Source organism: Bradyrhizobium sp. T-12, from assembly GCF_058314695.1.
The window spans coordinates 3,372,836-3,389,691 of record NZ_CM177756.1 but is presented as its reverse complement, the minus strand read 5'-3'; the positions used below and the strand labels follow the sequence as shown (position 1 = coordinate 3,389,691).

The following is a 16,856-nucleotide window of genomic DNA, read 5'->3' as shown; positions in this document are numbered from 1 at the left end:
TTTTTCGCAAGTCCCGCCAGCACTTGGCTACTGTGCATGGGGTTGTTTTCGCAAAATTAGCTAGTCGAGCTCGATCACCTGGCCGTTCGACAGCGAGACCCGCCGGTCCATGCGGCCGGCGAGCTCCATGTTGTGGGTCGCGATCAGCATCGACACCTTGGTCGCCTTGACCAGCTGCATCAAAGCCTGGAACACGTGGTCGGCGGTGTGGGGATCGAGGTTGCCGGTCGGCTCGTCCGCGAACAGCACCCGCGGCGCGTTGGCGACCGCGCGGGCGATCGCGACGCGCTGCTGCTCGCCGCCTGACAGCTCGGCGGGACGATGCGTGATGCGGTCACCGAGGCCGAGATAACCCAAAATCTCTTTCGCGCGCGTGACGCTCTCGGACTTTTTCAGGCCGCGGATCATCTGCGGCATCATCACGTTCTCCAGCGCGGAGAACTCCGGCAACAGCCGGTGCGACTGGTAGACGAAACCGATATCGGTGCGGCGCAGCTGGGTGCGCTCGATGTCAGGCAGCTGCGAGGTCGGCGCGCCGTTGACATAGACCTCGCCGGAATCCGGCACCTCGAGCAGCCCCGCGATGTGCAGCAGCGTCGACTTGCCGGAGCCTGATGGTGCGACCAGCGCGACCGACTGGCCGGCCCACAGCGCCAGCTTGGCGCCGTCCAAAATCGTCAGCGGCACCTCACCCTGCAAGTACTGCCGCTTTATCTCGTGGAGATAAATGACCGGTACATCGTCAGCCCCCTGCTCAGCCCCTTGGCTCTCCATCAGCCCCTCACTCGTACCGGAGCGCTTCGACGGGATCGAGGCGCGCGGCGCGCCACGACGGATACAACGTCGCCAGGAACGACAGTGTCAGCGCCATGACGACGACCGCCGTGGTCTCGCCGATGTCGATCTCGGCGGGCAGCTTCGACAGGAAATAGAGCTCCGGCGAGAACAGCTCGGTCGAGGTCAGCCAGGACAGGAATTGCCGGATCGATTCGATGTTGAGGCAGATCACGAGGCCGACGAAGAAGCCGACCATCGTGCCGACCACACCGATCGAGGCTCCCGTGATCAGGAAGATCCGCATGATCGATCCCTGCGAGGCGCCCATGGTGCGCAGAATCGCGATGTCGCTACCCTTGTCCTTCACCAGCATGATCAGGCCGGACACGATGTTCAGCGCCGCGACCAGCACGATCATGGTCAGGATCAGGAACATCACATTGCGCTCGACCTGGAGCGCATTGAAGAAGGTCGAGTTGCGCTGCCGCCAGTCGACCAGGAACACCGGACGTCCCGCGGCCTCCGTCACCGCCTTGCGGAAGGCATCGATCTTGTCGGGATTGGTGGTGAACACCTCGATCGAGGTGACGTCGTTGCTGCGGTTGAAATAGGCTTGCGCTTCGGCGAGCGGCATGAACACGAAGCCGAGATCGTATTCGGACATGCCGATCTCGAACACCGCGACGATCTTGTACGGCTTGATGCGCGGCGTCGTGCCCATCGGGGTCACCGCCCCCTTCGGCGCCACCAGCGTGATGCTGTCGCCGGCATGCAGCGAGAGCTGGTCGGCGAGGCGCCGGCCGATCGCGACGCCCTGCCCCTCGTCAAACCCTTCGAGCGAGCCCTGCTTGATGTTCTTGGCGATCGAGGTGAGGTTGTTGAGGTCGTCGGAGCGGATGCCGCGCACCAGGACGCCCGAGGCGTTCCATGGCGATGACGCCAGCGCCTGGCCGTCCACCACGGGCGCGGCGAGCCGGATGCCCCCGACCTGGCTGAGGCGGTCGGCGACGTCCTTCCAGTCGGTCAGCGGCGATTCCAGCGGCTGCACCAGGATGTGGCCGTTGAGGCCGAGGATCTTGTCGAGCAGCTCTTTGCGGAAGCCGTTCATCACGGCCATGACGATGATCAGCGTCGCCACACCCAGCATGATGCCGAGAAAGGAGAACCCGGCGATGACCGAGATGAATCCCTCCTTGCGGCGCGCCCGCAGGTAGCGCGCCGACAGCATCCATTCGAATGGCGCAAAAGGCGCGGTTTGCACGGTTTCGGTCATGGTCTCATCCATCGCTCGATAATCCCATGATTCGGGGTCAATTGTGGCCGGATTGGCGGCCGCGATATCGCGCGATGAACAATATTCAGCCGATCAGCCGACAAGCCTTGCAACCGCGTCCGCAGGCGACATGGTCTCGCGGGAGCCGTCACTTCGGCGCTTGATCTCGACCTTGCCGTCGGCGAGCCCCTTCGGGCCGATCATGATCTGCCAGGGAATACCGATCAGGTCGGCCGCGGCGAATTTGGCGCCGGCGCGCTGGTCGGTGTCGTCATAGAGCACATCGACGCCCTTGGCCGTGAGCTCGGCATAAAGCTTCTCGCAGGCGGCATCGACGGCCGCATCGCCCTGCTTGAGGTTCAGGATCGAGACACGGAACGGCGCCACCGCCTCCGGCCATTTGATGCCGGCATCGTCATGGCAGGCCTCGATGATGGCCCCCAACAGGCGCGAGACGCCGACGCCATAGGAACCGCCATGGATCGGCACGTCGACGCCATCGGGCCCTGCCACCAGCGCACTCATCGCGTCGGAATATTTGGTGCCGAAATAGAAGATTTGCCCGACCTCGATGCCGCGGGTGTTGACCCGCTTCTCCGCGGGCACTTCCTGCTCGAAGCGCGCGGCATCGTGGACGTCCTCTGTCGCGGCGTAGAGCGAGGTCCACTGCTTGATGATCGGCGTCAGGTCGCTCTCATAATTCACGTCCTCGCCAGGCACCGGCAGGTCCAGCACGTCGCGATTGATGAAGACGCCGGATTCGCCGGTTTCGGCCAGCACGATGAACTCATGGCTGAGGTCGCCGCCGATCGGGCCGGTCTCGGCACGCATCGGGATCGCCTTCAGCCCCATCCGCGCGAAGGTGCGCAAATAGGCCACGAACATCTTGTTGTAGGCGACGCGCGCCGCGGCCTCGTTGAGGTCGAAGGAATAGGCGTCCTTCATCAGGAACTCGCGGCCGCGCATCACGCCAAAACGCGGGCGCTGCTCGTCGCGGAATTTCCATTGGATATGATAGAGATTCAGCGGCAGGTTCTTGTAGGACTTCACATAGGCGCGGAAGATCTCGGTGATCATTTCCTCGTTGGTCGGCCCGTACAGGAGCTCGCGCTTGTGGCGATCGGCGATGCGCAGCATCTCCGGGCCATAGGCGTCATAACGGCCGCTCTCGCGCCAGAGGTCGGCGAGCTGCAGCGTCGGCATCAACAGTTCCAGCGCGCCGGAGCGGTCCTGCTCCTGGCGCACGATCTGCTCGATCTTCTTCAGCACGCGGAAGCCGAGCGGCAGCCAGGCATAGATGCCGGCCGCCTCCTGCCGGATCATGCCGGCGCGCAGCATCAGCCGATGCGAGACGATCTCCGCCTCTTTCGGATTTTCCTTCAGGATGGGCAGAAAGAACCGCGACAACCGCATGGCAATACTCGTGGAATCAGTGACCGGGTGCAGTGAAACCGGATTGGGAGCGAAAATACAAGACCGGGAATGAGCAAAAGCCGCTAAGCAGCGGAATTCCTGTCATTTTTCCTTCGGACTTCAGGTTCATCTTGAGCTGCAGGTTACGGCGGCGTGACGTCGAGTTCATCTTCGAGCGTGATTTGCTCGAAGTCGGTTACCAGCGCATCGATCCGCACGTGCCAGAGGCCGGCGAAGGGAAGCTCGACCTTGCGCAAATGCCAGTAGCCGTCTGGCCCCAGCGAGGCCTTGCGCTCCATCGGCTCGATGCCGCGTTCCGGCAGGCTCAACGCCAACATTGCCTCCTTGGCGGCCAGCGGCGTGCCCTCGCCGGTCATGAGCTGCAGCACGACATCGTTGGCCCCGGGCCTGCCGGGCGACACCAGGACCTGGAACATCGCCTTGTCGCTGTGGATGTGGATCGCCAATGGCGTCTCGGGACCGATGGTCCGCGGCGGCGGCGTGAAGCGCCAGCCGGCGACCACGGCGAGGATCGCGAGTGCGATCGCACCTTCCAGCAGGATCGAGCGCTTGAGCGCGGGCGTCCCCGTCTCGCTCCGGGCCAGAGCCGGGGTCAGCCGGAACCGATTGAGCGCGGCCAGCGCCAGCAAGCCCGTGACCAGGACAAGCTTGATCGAGAGGATCAGCCCGTAGCGGGTCTCGATCAGCGCTCCCGGCTTTTCGAGCTGCACGATCGCAAGTGCAAGGCCGGTCAAGGCCAACACGCCGACGGCGAGCGCAGCGATACGGGAAAAGCGGTTCACGATCGGCAGCGTCGCAATCGTCGGCCGCGACAGCAGCGCGACGAGCGGCGCGAGAGCGCCGATCCAGATGGTGACCCCGACGCCATGGAGGAAGATCGCCGGACGCGTCAGCGCCTCCGGCGGCGCCGTTGCAGCGTGCCCGGTCATGGCGAGCGACAGACCGACGCCGACCAACGCGATGACCGCGAGAGCGCGCGCGTACCACGCGCTACGCAGCGCCATCCATGCGAACAGCATTGCTGCGGAGGCAACCAGCAACGCAGGGCCGGTACTCGTCGCAAATGCGACTTTCCAGGGATCAGACGTCGCAAGAGCAGCCGGGGCCAGCCCGAGCAGATCGAGGCCCAAGACACCAACGGACGCCACTGCGCTCGGAAGGCCGAGGGCGAGCGCCATGCGCGGGACGGCCATGCCGATCGTCGACCACGCAATCCAGCGCGCGAAGAACACGCCGCCGACGCCCACGAACAGCCCGATATAGAGGCCGATCCGCGCCAGCCAGATCAACGCGGTCAACCCGCGGTCCACGGCGGCCGGAGCCTTCGTCGCCGTCGGCGCGCCGATCGAGAAGACCACAGATCCCGTGACGGGATGGCCGTCTTGCGAGATCACGCGATAGCTGATGACCGCGGTTCCCTCCGGCAGATCCATCGGCATCGCGACAGAGATCGTCTCCCCGGATGAACTGATGCGTGCATCGTCCCGCGCCCTGCCCGCACCGTCGATCAGCCGGATCGCGCCCGGCGTCACCGGCTCGTTGAAGCGCAGTTGCACCGCCCTGGGCGCAGCCGCGAGCAGGCTCCCGCTCGCCGGCTCGACCGACATCAGCGCGGCGTGCGCCCATGCCGCGCTCGCGAAGCCGATCGCGAAGAGCAGCGTCGCGAGCGCAGCGAAGAGGCGCATCAGGGTTTTGGCAACAACTTCACACCCGGCGCTGGCGAATTGCCCTCAGACTTGCCTCCAGATTTGCCGCCATGCGAATGCCCTGCCCCCTCGGCGGGAATTTCGATCCAGCGGCTGACGCCGGTCTCGCATTCCTGAACGACCGGGAAGTACAGCATGGTGTTGGGCTTGAGGTTGTCGGTCAGGACCGTCTGCATGACGAACTCGTCATAGTTCTTGTCCGGCAGCTTGCCGCCGGACCACGCCACCTCCTTGACGCCGGAGGAGAGCTTGTTGCCGTGATAGTCGTATTCCCCGGCATATTTGCCCTCGACGACATCGACAGTCCAGCCCGCTTTCGGCATCGGCTTCACCGCGATCACCCCTTCCGGGACCTGAACGCGGATCTTCACCGTCGGCGAGCCCGCGCAGCCATGCGGCACGGTGAACACGGCCTTGTAGGACGCCCCGACTGTGGCTTGCTTGGTCTCGAGCGAGACATGCGCCGCGGCCGGCGAGGCCGCGAGCGCGGCAATCAGGAACAGACAGGATCGTTTCATGTGCGGTCTCCCGAAAGCCCGGATCGGACTCATTTCATCTTCATTCCCGAATGGTCCGGCATCTTCTTCATGTCCATGTGACCAGAATGCCCGGCATCGCCGGGGGCCTGCGCGCCGACGCCCTGGACGTCGAGGGAGACGGCGACCTTGCCGGCCTTCTCGAATTGCAGCGTCACCGGAACCTTGTCGCCCTGCTTGAACGGGCCCTTCAGCTCCTGCAGCATCAGATGATTGCCGCCGGGCGCGAGCTTCACCGTCTTGCCGGGATCGACGGCGAGCCCCTTGTCGAGCGGACGCATCTTCATGACGCCATTGTCCATCGCCATCTCGTGAATCTCGGTCTTGCCGGCGATATCGGCGGACGCACCGACCAGCCTGTCCGGCACTGTTCCCTTGTTCTCGATGACGAGGTAGCCGCCGGCAACCTTTGCGCCGCCCGGTGTCGCACGGCTCCACGCCTGCGAGATGACGAGATCGCCGGCCTTGATATCGTCGGCGAGCGCCGGCGCCGCGCAGACCGCAAGAGCGAACGCAGCCAGCAGCACGTTTTTCGAGATGGTCTTCATATCGGTATTCCCTTTGCAGACTGAACTTCAGTGTTTGGAGCGCTGTTGCTCCGACCATTTTTCGAGATCGGCCATTTCGGCCGAGCCTTCGATCGTCGTGACGGTCCCTTCCCGGGAAATGAGCATGGTCCTCGGGATGTCGCCCTGCCAAGCCGGGTCGATCTCGAACCGCAAACGCTCGACGAAGCCGTCGTTGAAGATGAAGTTCTCGGTCGACGACAGGCCCGCCTTGTCGAGCATCGCTTGCGTCGCCCCCGGCAGGTTCGGCACGAGATCGGCGCTGACCGTGACGATGTCGACGTCGGGATGATCCTTGGCAAACTGTCCGAGCAACGGCAGCTCGACCTTGCAGGGTCCGCAGGTCACGCCCCAGAAATGCACGAGCACGGGGCGGCCGGCGTGCCCTTTGAGGACGCCTTGCCACGTGCCGCGTTCAAATGGCTTCAGCGCGGGAGACGCGCCGAGCGCAGCCACCGAAGCGATCAGAACGATGAGAGCGGCGATGGCCGCAAATCGAAATCTCATGGCTGGTCCTCGATAGGTGTGAGCCGATAGCCGTCCGCCTTCGTCATCCACGATAAATAGATCCGCTTGCCGTTGGAGACCAGCAATGGGTGATCGGAGGTGTCGCTCGTGCTCGATATGGTCTTCGGCGGCGACCAGGTTTCGCCATCATCACGGGAGATCGCCATCTGGACCGAGGTCTTCTGGCCGTCGAACTCCTTCCAGACCATCACGGTCCCCGCAGAGCCGGCAAGCACGAAGGGGCGCGTCGGGTTACGGCCCGGCTGCCCCAGCGCCAGGGGTGCGGAGAAGGTGCGGCCTTCGTCGCGGGAGTGCGCGTAGAACAATCCCTTTCGCGCCTTCCCGTTCGTGTACCAGGCGACGTGATAGGTCCCGTTCGGCGCAACGGTGATGCTCGGGCCGTGATGCGGACACGCATTGATCTGCCAGTCATCATTGCTGACCCGGCGGACCTCACCCGGCGTCGCGACATCAGTGAACGTCATGACCGCATGGTCGCGCACGCCGCCCGCAAATATGTTCCTGAAGATCGCGACGGGCCGCCCGGGCGCAGCGAAGGCCAGCCCCAACCGGCAGCATTCGCAGGTGCCCTCGCGCGCCAGCTTCGCTTCTGCGTAGGTGGCCCCACCGTCGCTGGACGAGGTGAAAAACAGGCCGGCTCCCTCGTACTTCTGTCCCGCCTCCTTCGCAAAAATGCGATTGCGCTTGTCCAGCCACGCCGCAAAGACAGTTCCATCCTGATCAAGCGCCAGCGCCTCGAAGCGTTGGCTCTCGTTGCTGGCGGTGATCGGCTTTAGCTCGGCGAAGCTCTTCCCACCGTCGGCCGAACGCGTAGTGAGCACCTGGCCATTGAAGGCCTCGTCCCTGAAGGTCGAGAACGCGAGCGCGATGCCGCCCTTGCGGTCGACCACGATCTTCGGCCGCGCATCGGGCCCCCAATCGAGGTTGAGCCGCTTCGTCGTGACCTCTGTGGGCGCCGAAAAATGGCGCCCCTCATCCTGCGAATTGGCGACCGAGACCTGCCCTCCCGCCATCCAGACCAGCCACAGCGTCCCGTCCGGACCGAACGCAGGCGTCGCCTTGGTCGCGCAGCGCAGCGTCGGCTCCTCGCAGGCTGCTTCAGATGCAGGTGGGGCACGCATCTGCGCGAGCGCCGGACCATGCGCGAATGCGAGCGCGACGATCGCGAGCACGCCAGTTCGGATCATGGCCCCACTCCCCTCGAGAGTCCGGATCATTTGAATGCCACCTTCATACCCGCAACGAACGTGCGTGGCGAGCCGGCGTAGATCGACCCTGTCGTGTTTGCGAGCGTGCTCGCAGCATCTGGAGTGCCAGTCGCCGAAATCGAATTGCCGATGTTGTTTGCCGACGCGACGTAGGTGCGATCGAACACGTTTCTCACCTCGAGGAACAGGTTCAGGGATCTGAAGGTGTCGGACACGAGGTCAGTCTTGTAGTGAACGTTGACGTTGACCAGCTCGTAGCCCGGCGCCTTCAGCAGATTGGCATTGTCCATGTACAAGGAATCCTTCCATTGGACCTCGACGAAGCCTCCCAGGCCCGCCAGCGGCCCAGCGAACTCGTCGTAACCAATTCGGGCTGTCAGCTCATTGGGCGAGATACCGGGAATTTTGTTGCCGGCACGGTTGAAACTGAACACAGCCCCCTTGGTGATGTTCTCGACATATTCGGTATAGACCTCGTCGAGATAGGTATAGGCGATCATGAACCGCCAGCCCGGATAGAACTTCCAGTCCGCGGCAAGCTCAATGCCACGATGCTCCGACCGCGGCGCGTTGAACATATAGGTCGCATTGCTGGCGTTCGGATTGCTCGCGGCCTGACTGACCAGCTCATTCCGGAAGAACTCATAGAACGCGGTGGCACTCAACTTGACCGCATTGCTCGGCGTCCAATCGAACCCGAGATCGTAACCGACATTGGTCTGCGTCTGGAGCTGGGTGTTGTTGCCGAAATCGCCGTTCGGAAGAACGAACAGGTTCGACACCTGCGGCGTTCCGTATCCGGTCGCAACCCGTCCGCGAAACTGCCATTCTTGATTGAGCCTGTAGAGCAGCGCCAATTCGGGAGCCGTGTTCTCGATCCTGCGGTTGACGGTGATCGGCGCAGGTATCGTGGCGACCGGAACGTTGATCGTATTGTAAGTGTAGCGGGTATTGACGCCCTTCAGAATGGTGGTTTCCCACCCAATTCCGGCGATCGCGGTCAGGTCAGGCGTGAGCTTCAGCTCCTCCCTTGCCCGTATCCCGTAATTGGACGTATCGCTGTAAGTGTTGGCCGAGATCAATCCCAGCGTCGCGTTGCCGCCCGGCATGACGTTGCGCGTATCGCTCGACGCCGCCAGCGTATTGTACCAGGCGCCGACAAACGTGGTCGACTCCATGCCGAAGATTTCGCCGCGCTTGGTGATGTCGCTCATATAGTTGTACGAGGGGAAATCGCCGATCGCGCTGGTCGCACCGGTCGGCTGGCTGATGTTTCTGTCGTCGAAGACGAATTGGTTTCGCCAAGTCATCGTGTTGTCGAAGTCGTGCTCCCATCGTCCTCCGACAATGGTTCGCCGATCGGTTCGCCCAAGACCTGCTTGCGTCGCCGTCTCGGTATCCTTGCCACCGTTAAAGCCGTTCTTGAAAAGCGACACAGTGGGACATCCGGCAGCCAGCGCCGCGCCCGTCGTGCAGCCCTGCTGGAAGGGATTGGTGTAGAACTGGTTCAGCGACTGCCGGAGCGGCAGCCGCGCGCTGAGATCGTTGTTGATGATCTTGACCGTGAAGCGATCGTCCGACGTCGCCTGGAGCGTACCGAGGAAGTTGACGGTCTGGGTGTTGAACCAGCTGTTGCCGATATAGCCGTCGCCCCTCGTGTCGCTGGCGAACAGCGAGGCCTCGAAATTCCCGACCTTCTTGCCGGCCGCCAGGTAATTGTTGAGATAGCCGTAACTGCCGCCGTCGACGCCATATTCGACGCCGTCGATCGTTCCGCCGGGCCGTGTCCGGAAATTGAGCGCGCCGCCGGTCGCGTAGTTCCCGTACAGCGCCGACGAGGGACCGCGGATCACGTCGATCGCCCCATAGGCGTGGGGATCGATCAGGTCGCTGCGCGACAGGCCGTCCGGCTGCGTCACCGGGAAGCCGTCCTCGAAGATCACGAGATTGCGGATGGCGAAGCCGTTCCTCGCGTTGGAGCCACGAATCGAGATGCCGAAATCCCGGGGACCATTGCCCTGCTTGATCGAAATGCCCGGGCTGTCGCGCAGGACGTCGCTGACCGAGAACGACGGGCGATTGTCGAACTGGCTGCGATCGATGGTGGTGGCGGTCTGGCCGGCCGGCGACTGGTTGAGGCCGGCCCGCACTTCGCCGGCGCTTCTCGTGTTGTTTTGTCCCCCAGCGCCGTCGGTCCCGTTCGGCGCGACCGGCCGCGCCGCGCTGGCCGTCGAGGCGGCGCGCAGTCGCGAGGGCCGCGTGACGGGTTTGGGACGAGACCTCTGCGGCGCTTCGACCGTGACCGCGGGGATCGCTTCCGAGGTAGTCTGGGCGAGCGCGTCTGAACCGATCGGGGACACCAGTCCGATGAGCACGGGCAAGCCCGCGCGCCCCATCGCACGAATGCGTAACATTTCCTAGATTCCTGACATCCGGCACGTCGGCCGGTCATTGAGCACGCCGTCAGCACGACAACAGCGCGCGCCGACGGTTCGGTTCGTCGCGACGTCAGGAAAATTGAGGCGGGGCGCGCGCCTGGGCGCTCGAGCCCGTGTGAACGGCAATGGCGGCCTCATCCGCCGGATGCCACACCACCCGCTCGGCATGGCGGAAGGGACTCGGGAGCGCCGCGGGCGTCGGCGAATCGAGCGACGCGTTGGCCTGGGCCAGGCAGCACATGGCGCAGGCGCCCGCATGCGCGATCGGCACGCCAGTCTGGTCGTTGCCGCCCGGCTCGCTGGGACTGTGGCAGATGACGCCGGCAGACAGCGGATCGGCAACTGCAAGGCCCGTCGCCCAGCAGGCGACAATCGGCGCCAGCACCTGCATCGCCAAAGCGAGCAGGACCAGAGGCAGGAATTTTTGTAGCCGTGCGCGCATCCACCGAACCGTTCGTTCGTTCACTAACTAAACACCGTGCCGCGCCCCAAGTCGAGATCAGTTCCGCCGCCTTCTTGGCCCAGCGCAAATTTGACGAAAACCGTGGCGACGGTAACTCAGCACGGGACCGGGATGGGGCATTTGAGGCATCTCAAACGGCCCAGCCATCCGAAAATTTCTTATATTTGTCATATACTTGCGGAACACGCCGCCCGATCATTTCGTCTACTGATCGAATTTTGAACATTCGTTGCCGAAAATGATGACAAGTGAGAAAAGTTGATCTAGCATCCGCCTCGCTCAGACTGGCCGCGAGGTCGAAGTCTGGTGGTCCAAGTCTCGGGAGGAGCCCCTGACGCGCAAAATGCAGCGTCGCCCCGCCAATCAAGAGCAAATCTTAGAATCGGGGATAATAGGGTCGACACAATTTTTGAGCGGGGCCAGGGCCCCGCTCTTTTTTTGTCTGCAAGTTTCGTCGGCAGGCGGCTGAAGCACCGATGAATGCTTCGTCCAATCCCATCGAAATCAGCTTCGAGCTCGCCGCCTCACGTTGCGCGGATCTGACACCCCTCGTCTACCAACGCCTGTTCGATGCGCATCCCGAAACGCAAGCGATGTTCCGCTCGGACGGCCGCGACCTCGTGAAGGGCTCGATGCTCGCGCTCGCGATCGAGGCCATCCTCGATTTCGCCGGTCAGCGCCGCGGACATTTCCGGCTGATCGCTTGCGAAGTCGTCTCGCACGATGGCTACGGCACTCCGCGCGAGCTGTTCATCGCGTTCTTCGCCATCATCAGGGATTGCCTGCGCGACCTGCTCGGCGATCAATGGTCAATCGAGATCGCAAGCGCCTGGGACCAGTTGCTCGTCGAAATCGACGCATTCGCCGGCGCAGCAGTCTGACACTTTGCGCTGCACCAACGCGACCTGTCCTGATTGCGCGAGTGATTGCAGATTGAGTGGCGCCAACTCTTGTGAGACACTTTCGCCATCGGTCGCGCAACCAATGACGCGCCGACGATAAAATTTTATGGGAGCGAGCGATGTCCGGGACGAAAGATTTCTCGACGACGAGGCGCGATCTTCTTCAGGCGGCCGCGACCGCCGGCGCCGGAGCTGCCCTGCTCGGCAGCATGGGGATAAACCCCGCATTGGCCGCCGAGGTCGGGCGCAGCGAGAAGCCGCTGAAGGCGGCATTCTCCAATGCGGGCCTGCAGGCCACCTGGTGCGCGCAAGGAAAGCAGGCCGCCGAATTCTGGGGCAAGCTGTTCAACGTCGAGGTCACCTGGTTCGACGGCCAGCTCGACGCCGTCAAGCAGCGCGCCGCGATCGATAACATGGCCTCGCAGAAATGGGACTTCGTCGCGATCCAGGCTTTCGGCATCGGCACCCTCACCCAGCCCGTACAGAAGATGATCGACGCCGGCACGCCCGTGATCGACATGGACACGCTGATCGCGCCGCTCGACCAGATCAACGTGCACTCCTTCCTCGCTCCCGACAACGAGTTCATGGGCGCCTCGGTGACGCAGGCGCTGTGCAACGCGATGGGCGGCAAGGGCAAGATCATCATGACGCAGGGCGCGCTCGGCCACACCGGCGCGCAAGGACGGGCCAAGGGCTTCACCAACACGGTGAAGCAATTCCCGGGGATCGAGGTGCTCGACACCCAGCCCGCCGACTGGGACGTGTCGAAGACCGCCCGGCTCTGGGAGACCTACCTCACGAAGTATCCCCAGATCGACGCGGCCTTCTTCCACAATGACGACATGGCGCTCGCCGCCGCCAACATCATGAAGGCCCGCGGCCGCACCAACATTCTGATCGGCGGCGTCGATGCCATGCCGCCGGCGATCCAGGCGGTGAGCGAAGGCCGCATGTTCGCAACTGTCCGCAATCCGTCCTGCCGCATCCATGGCGGCGCCGTCATCGCCGGCGTCTCGGCCGTGGTCGGCGGCGAGAAGAGCGGACAGGGCATTCCCAAGAACGTCGTCACCGACGGTCCGGTCGTGACCAAGGCCAACGCCGCCGGGATGCAATGGATGCAGGATCACTTCCTGATCTGAGCCTCCAAGACCTGAACTTTCATGTCAGAGGGTCGTTCGCCCATCCTTGAACTGCAGGGCATCACGAAGAGCTTCGGCGGCGTCGAAGCCCTTCGTGGTGTCGATTTTGCGCTCCATCCCGGCGAGATCCACGGTCTCGTCGGCGAGAACGGCGCTGGAAAAAGCACGCTGATGAAGATCATCGCCGGCGTGCATACCGAGTTCTCCGGCCGCTTCTTGATCGACGGGGCGGAGACGCATTTCCGCTCGGCGCGCGATGCGCACGCCGCCGGCATCGCCATGGTGCACCAGGAACTCAGCGTCGCGCCCGATCTCACGGTCGCCGAGAACGTCTTCCTGGGCAACCAGCCGACCAATGCGCTCGGCCTCGTGCAATGGCGGCGGATGGCCCGCGAGGCCGGCGAGCAGCTCGCCCGCTTCGGCATCGACGTCGATCCGATGTCGCGGCTGGGCGATCTGCCCATCGGGCTGCAGCAGCTGATCGAGATCGCGCGCGTGCTGTTCTCCGGTGCCCGCATCGTCATCCTGGACGAGCCGACCTCCGCACTTTCCCCGCCCGAGGTCGAGCGTCTCTTCGCGACGCTCCGTCGGCTGCGCGAGCAAGGCACCAGCATCGTTTTCATCTCGCATTTCATCGAGGACATCCTGCTGGTCTCCGATACGGTCACCGTGTTCCGGAACGGGCGGAAGGTCGCGGAGACCGCCAGCGCCGCGACCAGCAAGGGCGCGTTGATCGAGGCCATGATCGGCCGCGGCGGCGAGGCGCTCGAGCACAGCTACACCGACGATCTGATGCTGCCGCAGCCGCGTGACAGCCAGATCGTTCTCAAGGTCGATCAGCTCTCGCTGTCCCGCAGCCTGAAGGACATCTCCTTCGAGGCGCGCGCCGGCGAGGTGCTCGGCATCTACGGCTTCATGGGCTGCGGCCAGCAGGAGCTGTCGCGCATCCTGTTCGGCAAGCTGAAGCCGGACAGCGGCTCGCTTCTTGTCGAGGGTCAGCCCAAGACCTTCGCCAGCACGGCTGCGGCGCGGCGCGCCGGCGTGGCGTTGGTGCCGGAGAGCCGGCGCGACATGCTGTTTCACCAGGAGCCGGTCTACAAGAACATCTCGATCAGCATCCTCGATCGCATCTCGTCGCTGCTGCTCAAGCCCGCGCAGGAGCGCGACATCGCGCAGCGTCAGGTCGAGCAGCTGCAGATCAGACCGCCGGTGGTCGGTCTCGATCTCGGCATGCTCTCCGGCGGCAACCAGCAGAAGGTTGCGCTGGCGAAATGGCTGACCTATCCGCCCAAGCTTCTGGTGCTATGCGAGCCGACCCGCGGCATGGATGTCGGCGCCAAGAACGACGTCATCAACATCGTCCGCGACCTCCGCACCAAGGGGCTTGCGATCATCGTGCTGTCGACCGAGCCGGAAACGGTGCTGTCGCTGGCCGACCGCATCCTCGTGCTCAAGCGCGGCGCCCTGGTGCGGGAATTCAAGAACGAGCCGGTCAGCAAGGACCGCCTGCTGGAAGCGGCGTGACGGAGAAGCACATGAGCAGTGACACGGCTTTGGCGGCGGGGCAGCGAGCGCGGGGCCTTGCGCCCTTCCTGCGCTCGCAGATGCGCAATATCGCCCCGTTCCTCACCCTGATCTTCCTGTCCGCCTTCTTCGCCTTCGCCAGCCCCTCTTTCGCGACGCTCGACAATCTCGGCAACATCCTGACCCAGGTGTCGGTGACCGGCATCATCGCGGTCGGCCTCACCTTCGTGATCCTCTGCGCCGAGATCGACCTGTCGATCGCCAGCATCGCCAACGTCACCGGCATCGCGGTCGCCTATTTCACGCTGCAGGAATCCTACGTCAACATCGCCAACATCCCGCTGCCCGGCGCCGTTGCGATCATCCTGTCGATCCTGCTCTGCGCCCTGCTCGGTCTCGTCAATGCGCTGGGGCTGACCGTGATCGGCATCCCCTCCTTCATCATGACGCTGGCGATGATGCAGATCGCCGCCGGCATCTCGGCGCTGCTGGTGCGCGGCCAGATCGCCTACAAGGTGCCGAGCCTGATCACGACGCTCGGCTCCGGTTCGGTCAGTGGCATTCCCTGGATCGTCATCGTCGCCGCCATAATGCTGCTCGGCGGCCACCTGGTGCTGACCTACACGCGCTTCGGCCGCTACGTCTACATGGTCGGCGGCAACCGCGAGGCCGCCGAATATTCCGGCCTCAACGTCAAGCTCATCCTCGGCGCCGTCATGGTGATCTCGGCGGTGTGCTCCGGCATCGGCGGCATGCTCGGCGTCGCCCATTTCGGCAGCGCGCAGCAGAACGAGTTCGACACTTACCTCCTCGACTCCATCGCCGCCGTCGTCGTCGGCGGCACCAGCCTGTTCGGCGGCCGCGGCGGCATCGGCAACACGATCGTCGGGCTGTTCGTGCTCGGTGTCCTCAACAACGGCCTCGACCACGTGAACATCGACAGCTTCCTGAAGATCCTGATCCGCGGCCTGATCCTGCTGGCGGCGCTGGTCATCAACGTTTATGCGCAGCGCTTGAGGGAAAAAACGGCGGAGTAGACGGCCGCCAAAACAAAAAACGCGAAAACAACCCCATGCACAGTACAAATCATTAAGAAATTTGGCGCGGGGTGGCGCGCGCCGGCGCCACAGGGGCGTTTGACACGTCGGGCAAAACAGGAGCACGCTGTCGTCGTGGCGGCTGTCCGTGACGCATCGTCGGCCATCCAATCGATTTGAGAAATTCGCGATGTCTACAATCAATCGCCGTGCCGCGCTCCTTGGTGGGGGTGCGCTTCTCACGACGGCCCGCCCGCTTCTCTCCGCTCCGTTCCAATGGCAATCGACAATGCCGCCCGATGCGGGCTTCGCCTCCGACCTCGATGAGCGGCTCGACAGATTGATCGCGGACAAGCGGGCCTGGGGCTTGCACGGCGTCGTGGTCACGCGCGAGGGCAAGCTCGTGCTCGAACGCTATTTTGCCGGCGAGGACGAAGCCTGGGGCACTCCTCTCGGCCACGTCGCGTTCGGCCCCGACACGCTGCACGATTTGCGCTCGGTCACCAAGAGCATCCTCGGCCTGCTCTACGGGATCGCGCTCGATCTCGGCAAGGTGCCCGCGCCCGACCAGAAGCTGATCGCGCAATTCCCCGACTATGCCGACGCCTCGACCGATCCCCGCCTGCAGCGCCTGACCGTTGCGCATGCGCTCACCATGACGCTGGGGTTCGACTGGAACGAGGACATTCCCTACCAGGACCCCAACAACAGCGAAATCCGGATGGAGCGCGCGCCCGATCGTCTGCGCTACATCTTCAGCCGGCCTTTCATTTCAGATCCCGGCACCCGCTGGATCTACGGCGCCGCCGGCACCGAGCTGATCGGGCAATTGCTGGTGAAAAGCGTCGGCCAGTCGCTGCCGGATTTTGCCCGCGCGCACCTGTTCGATCCCCTCGGGATCGGCCCGCCCGAATGGACCAAGGGCTTCAACGGAAAGCCGGCGCCCGCCTCCGGCCTGCGCATGACGCCGCGCGACCTTGCACGCATCGGGCAATTGATCCTCAACCGCGGGCAATGGGACGGACGTCAGATCGTCTCAGCGGACTGGCTCGCGAAATCGTTCCAGCCCTACGTCCCTTGCGACGAGCAGCGCCGATACGGCTATTTCTGGTACAGCGGCGATTTGCAATACGGCCAACCGCCGAACCGCCCGATCACGCACTGGATCGGCGGCTTCGGCTATGGCGGCCAGCGGCTGTTCGCGATGCCCGATCTCGGCGTGGTGGTCGCCATCATCTGCGGAAATTACGCCGACAAGACGCAATGGATGCCGCCGATCCGGGTGATCCGTGACGTGGTGTTGGCCGGGTTGAAATGAGCAC

General features: G+C 63.9%; 15 protein-coding genes. 5 read left to right on the top strand and 10 right to left on the bottom strand.

The window, feature by feature from the left end:
• Nucleotides 1–60 precede the first annotated feature (60 nt).
• The 10 genes from AC0WRY_RS15910 to AC0WRY_RS15865 all read right to left on the bottom strand — a co-directional run bounded on the left by AC0WRY_RS15910 (nt 61) and on the right by AC0WRY_RS15865 (nt 10,908).
• On the bottom strand, nt 61–774 hold the full coding sequence (locus AC0WRY_RS15910; protein WP_491123361.1) for an ABC transporter ATP-binding protein: 714 nt from the start codon (nt 772–774) through the stop codon (nt 61–63).
• A gap of 7 nt (nt 775–781) precedes the next feature.
• The gene (locus AC0WRY_RS15905; RefSeq protein WP_491123360.1) at nt 782–2,062 is read right to left on the bottom strand and encodes a lipoprotein-releasing ABC transporter permease subunit; all 1,281 of its coding nucleotides are present in this window, start codon (nt 2,060–2,062) and stop codon (nt 782–784) included.
• An 81-nt stretch (nt 2,063–2,143) separates the two neighbouring features.
• Complete coding sequence (gene proS / locus AC0WRY_RS15900; RefSeq protein ID WP_491123359.1) at nt 2,144–3,463, bottom strand: proline--tRNA ligase; 1,320 nt, start codon at nt 3,461–3,463, stop codon at nt 2,144–2,146.
• Nucleotides 3,464–3,606: 143 nt separating this feature from the next.
• Nucleotides 3,607–5,169 carry a copper resistance CopC/CopD family protein gene (locus AC0WRY_RS15895; RefSeq protein WP_194407870.1) on the bottom strand — a complete coding sequence of 521 codons (1,563 nt, stop codon included), beginning with the start codon at nt 5,167–5,169 and terminating at the stop codon, nt 3,607–3,609.
• A complete protein-coding gene (locus AC0WRY_RS15890; RefSeq protein ID WP_194407869.1) occupies nt 5,169–5,708 on the bottom strand; it encodes a YcnI family copper-binding membrane protein in 540 nt (179 codons plus the stop codon). Before AC0WRY_RS15890 ends, AC0WRY_RS15895 begins: the two co-directional genes overlap by 1 nt.
• A 29-nt stretch (nt 5,709–5,737) precedes the next feature.
• Nucleotides 5,738–6,274: a copper chaperone PCu(A)C gene (locus tag AC0WRY_RS15885; RefSeq protein ID WP_491123358.1), complete on the bottom strand. Its 537-nt coding sequence runs from the start codon at nt 6,272–6,274 to the stop codon at nt 5,738–5,740.
• Between the two features lie 27 nt (nt 6,275–6,301).
• Nucleotides 6,302–6,799: a TlpA family protein disulfide reductase gene (locus AC0WRY_RS15880; protein WP_491123357.1), complete on the bottom strand. Its 498-nt coding sequence runs from the start codon at nt 6,797–6,799 to the stop codon at nt 6,302–6,304.
• Nucleotides 6,796–8,007, bottom strand: coding sequence for a sialidase family protein (locus AC0WRY_RS15875; RefSeq protein ID WP_491123356.1), 1,212 nt, complete (start codon nt 8,005–8,007; stop codon nt 6,796–6,798). The genes AC0WRY_RS15880 and AC0WRY_RS15875 overlap by 4 nt, the downstream gene beginning before the upstream one ends.
• A 26-nt stretch (nt 8,008–8,033) precedes the next feature.
• Nucleotides 8,034–10,442: a TonB-dependent receptor family protein gene (locus AC0WRY_RS15870; RefSeq protein WP_491123355.1), complete on the bottom strand. Its 2,409-nt coding sequence runs from the start codon at nt 10,440–10,442 to the stop codon at nt 8,034–8,036.
• A 94-nt stretch (nt 10,443–10,536) separates the two neighbouring features.
• Nucleotides 10,537–10,908, bottom strand: a complete 372-nt coding sequence (locus AC0WRY_RS15865; RefSeq protein WP_491123473.1) for a DUF2946 domain-containing protein — start codon at nt 10,906–10,908, stop codon at nt 10,537–10,539.
• A 497-nt stretch (nt 10,909–11,405) separates the two neighbouring features.
• Here AC0WRY_RS15865 and AC0WRY_RS15860 point away from each other — a divergent pair, with 497 nt between their 5' ends.
• From AC0WRY_RS15860 to AC0WRY_RS15840, 5 genes are all read left to right on the top strand, one after another.
• Nucleotides 11,406–11,810: a globin gene (locus tag AC0WRY_RS15860; RefSeq protein ID WP_491123354.1), complete on the top strand. Its 405-nt coding sequence runs from the start codon at nt 11,406–11,408 to the stop codon at nt 11,808–11,810.
• 140 nt (nt 11,811–11,950) lie between these two features.
• Nucleotides 11,951–12,973 (top strand): sugar ABC transporter substrate-binding protein, encoded by a 1,023-nt coding sequence (locus AC0WRY_RS15855; protein WP_194407862.1) that lies wholly within the window; start codon nt 11,951–11,953, stop codon nt 12,971–12,973.
• Nucleotides 12,974–12,994: 21 nt separating this feature from the next.
• Nucleotides 12,995–14,497, top strand: coding sequence for a sugar ABC transporter ATP-binding protein (locus AC0WRY_RS15850; RefSeq protein WP_491123353.1), 1,503 nt, complete (start codon nt 12,995–12,997; stop codon nt 14,495–14,497).
• Between the two features lie 11 nt (nt 14,498–14,508).
• Complete coding sequence (locus tag AC0WRY_RS15845; RefSeq protein WP_211416812.1) at nt 14,509–15,534, top strand: ABC transporter permease; 1,026 nt, start codon at nt 14,509–14,511, stop codon at nt 15,532–15,534.
• A gap of 289 nt (nt 15,535–15,823) precedes the next feature.
• Nucleotides 15,824–16,852: a serine hydrolase domain-containing protein gene (locus AC0WRY_RS15840; protein ID WP_491123352.1), complete on the top strand. Its 1,029-nt coding sequence runs from the start codon at nt 15,824–15,826 to the stop codon at nt 16,850–16,852.
• Nucleotides 16,853–16,856: the final 4 nt, after the last annotated feature.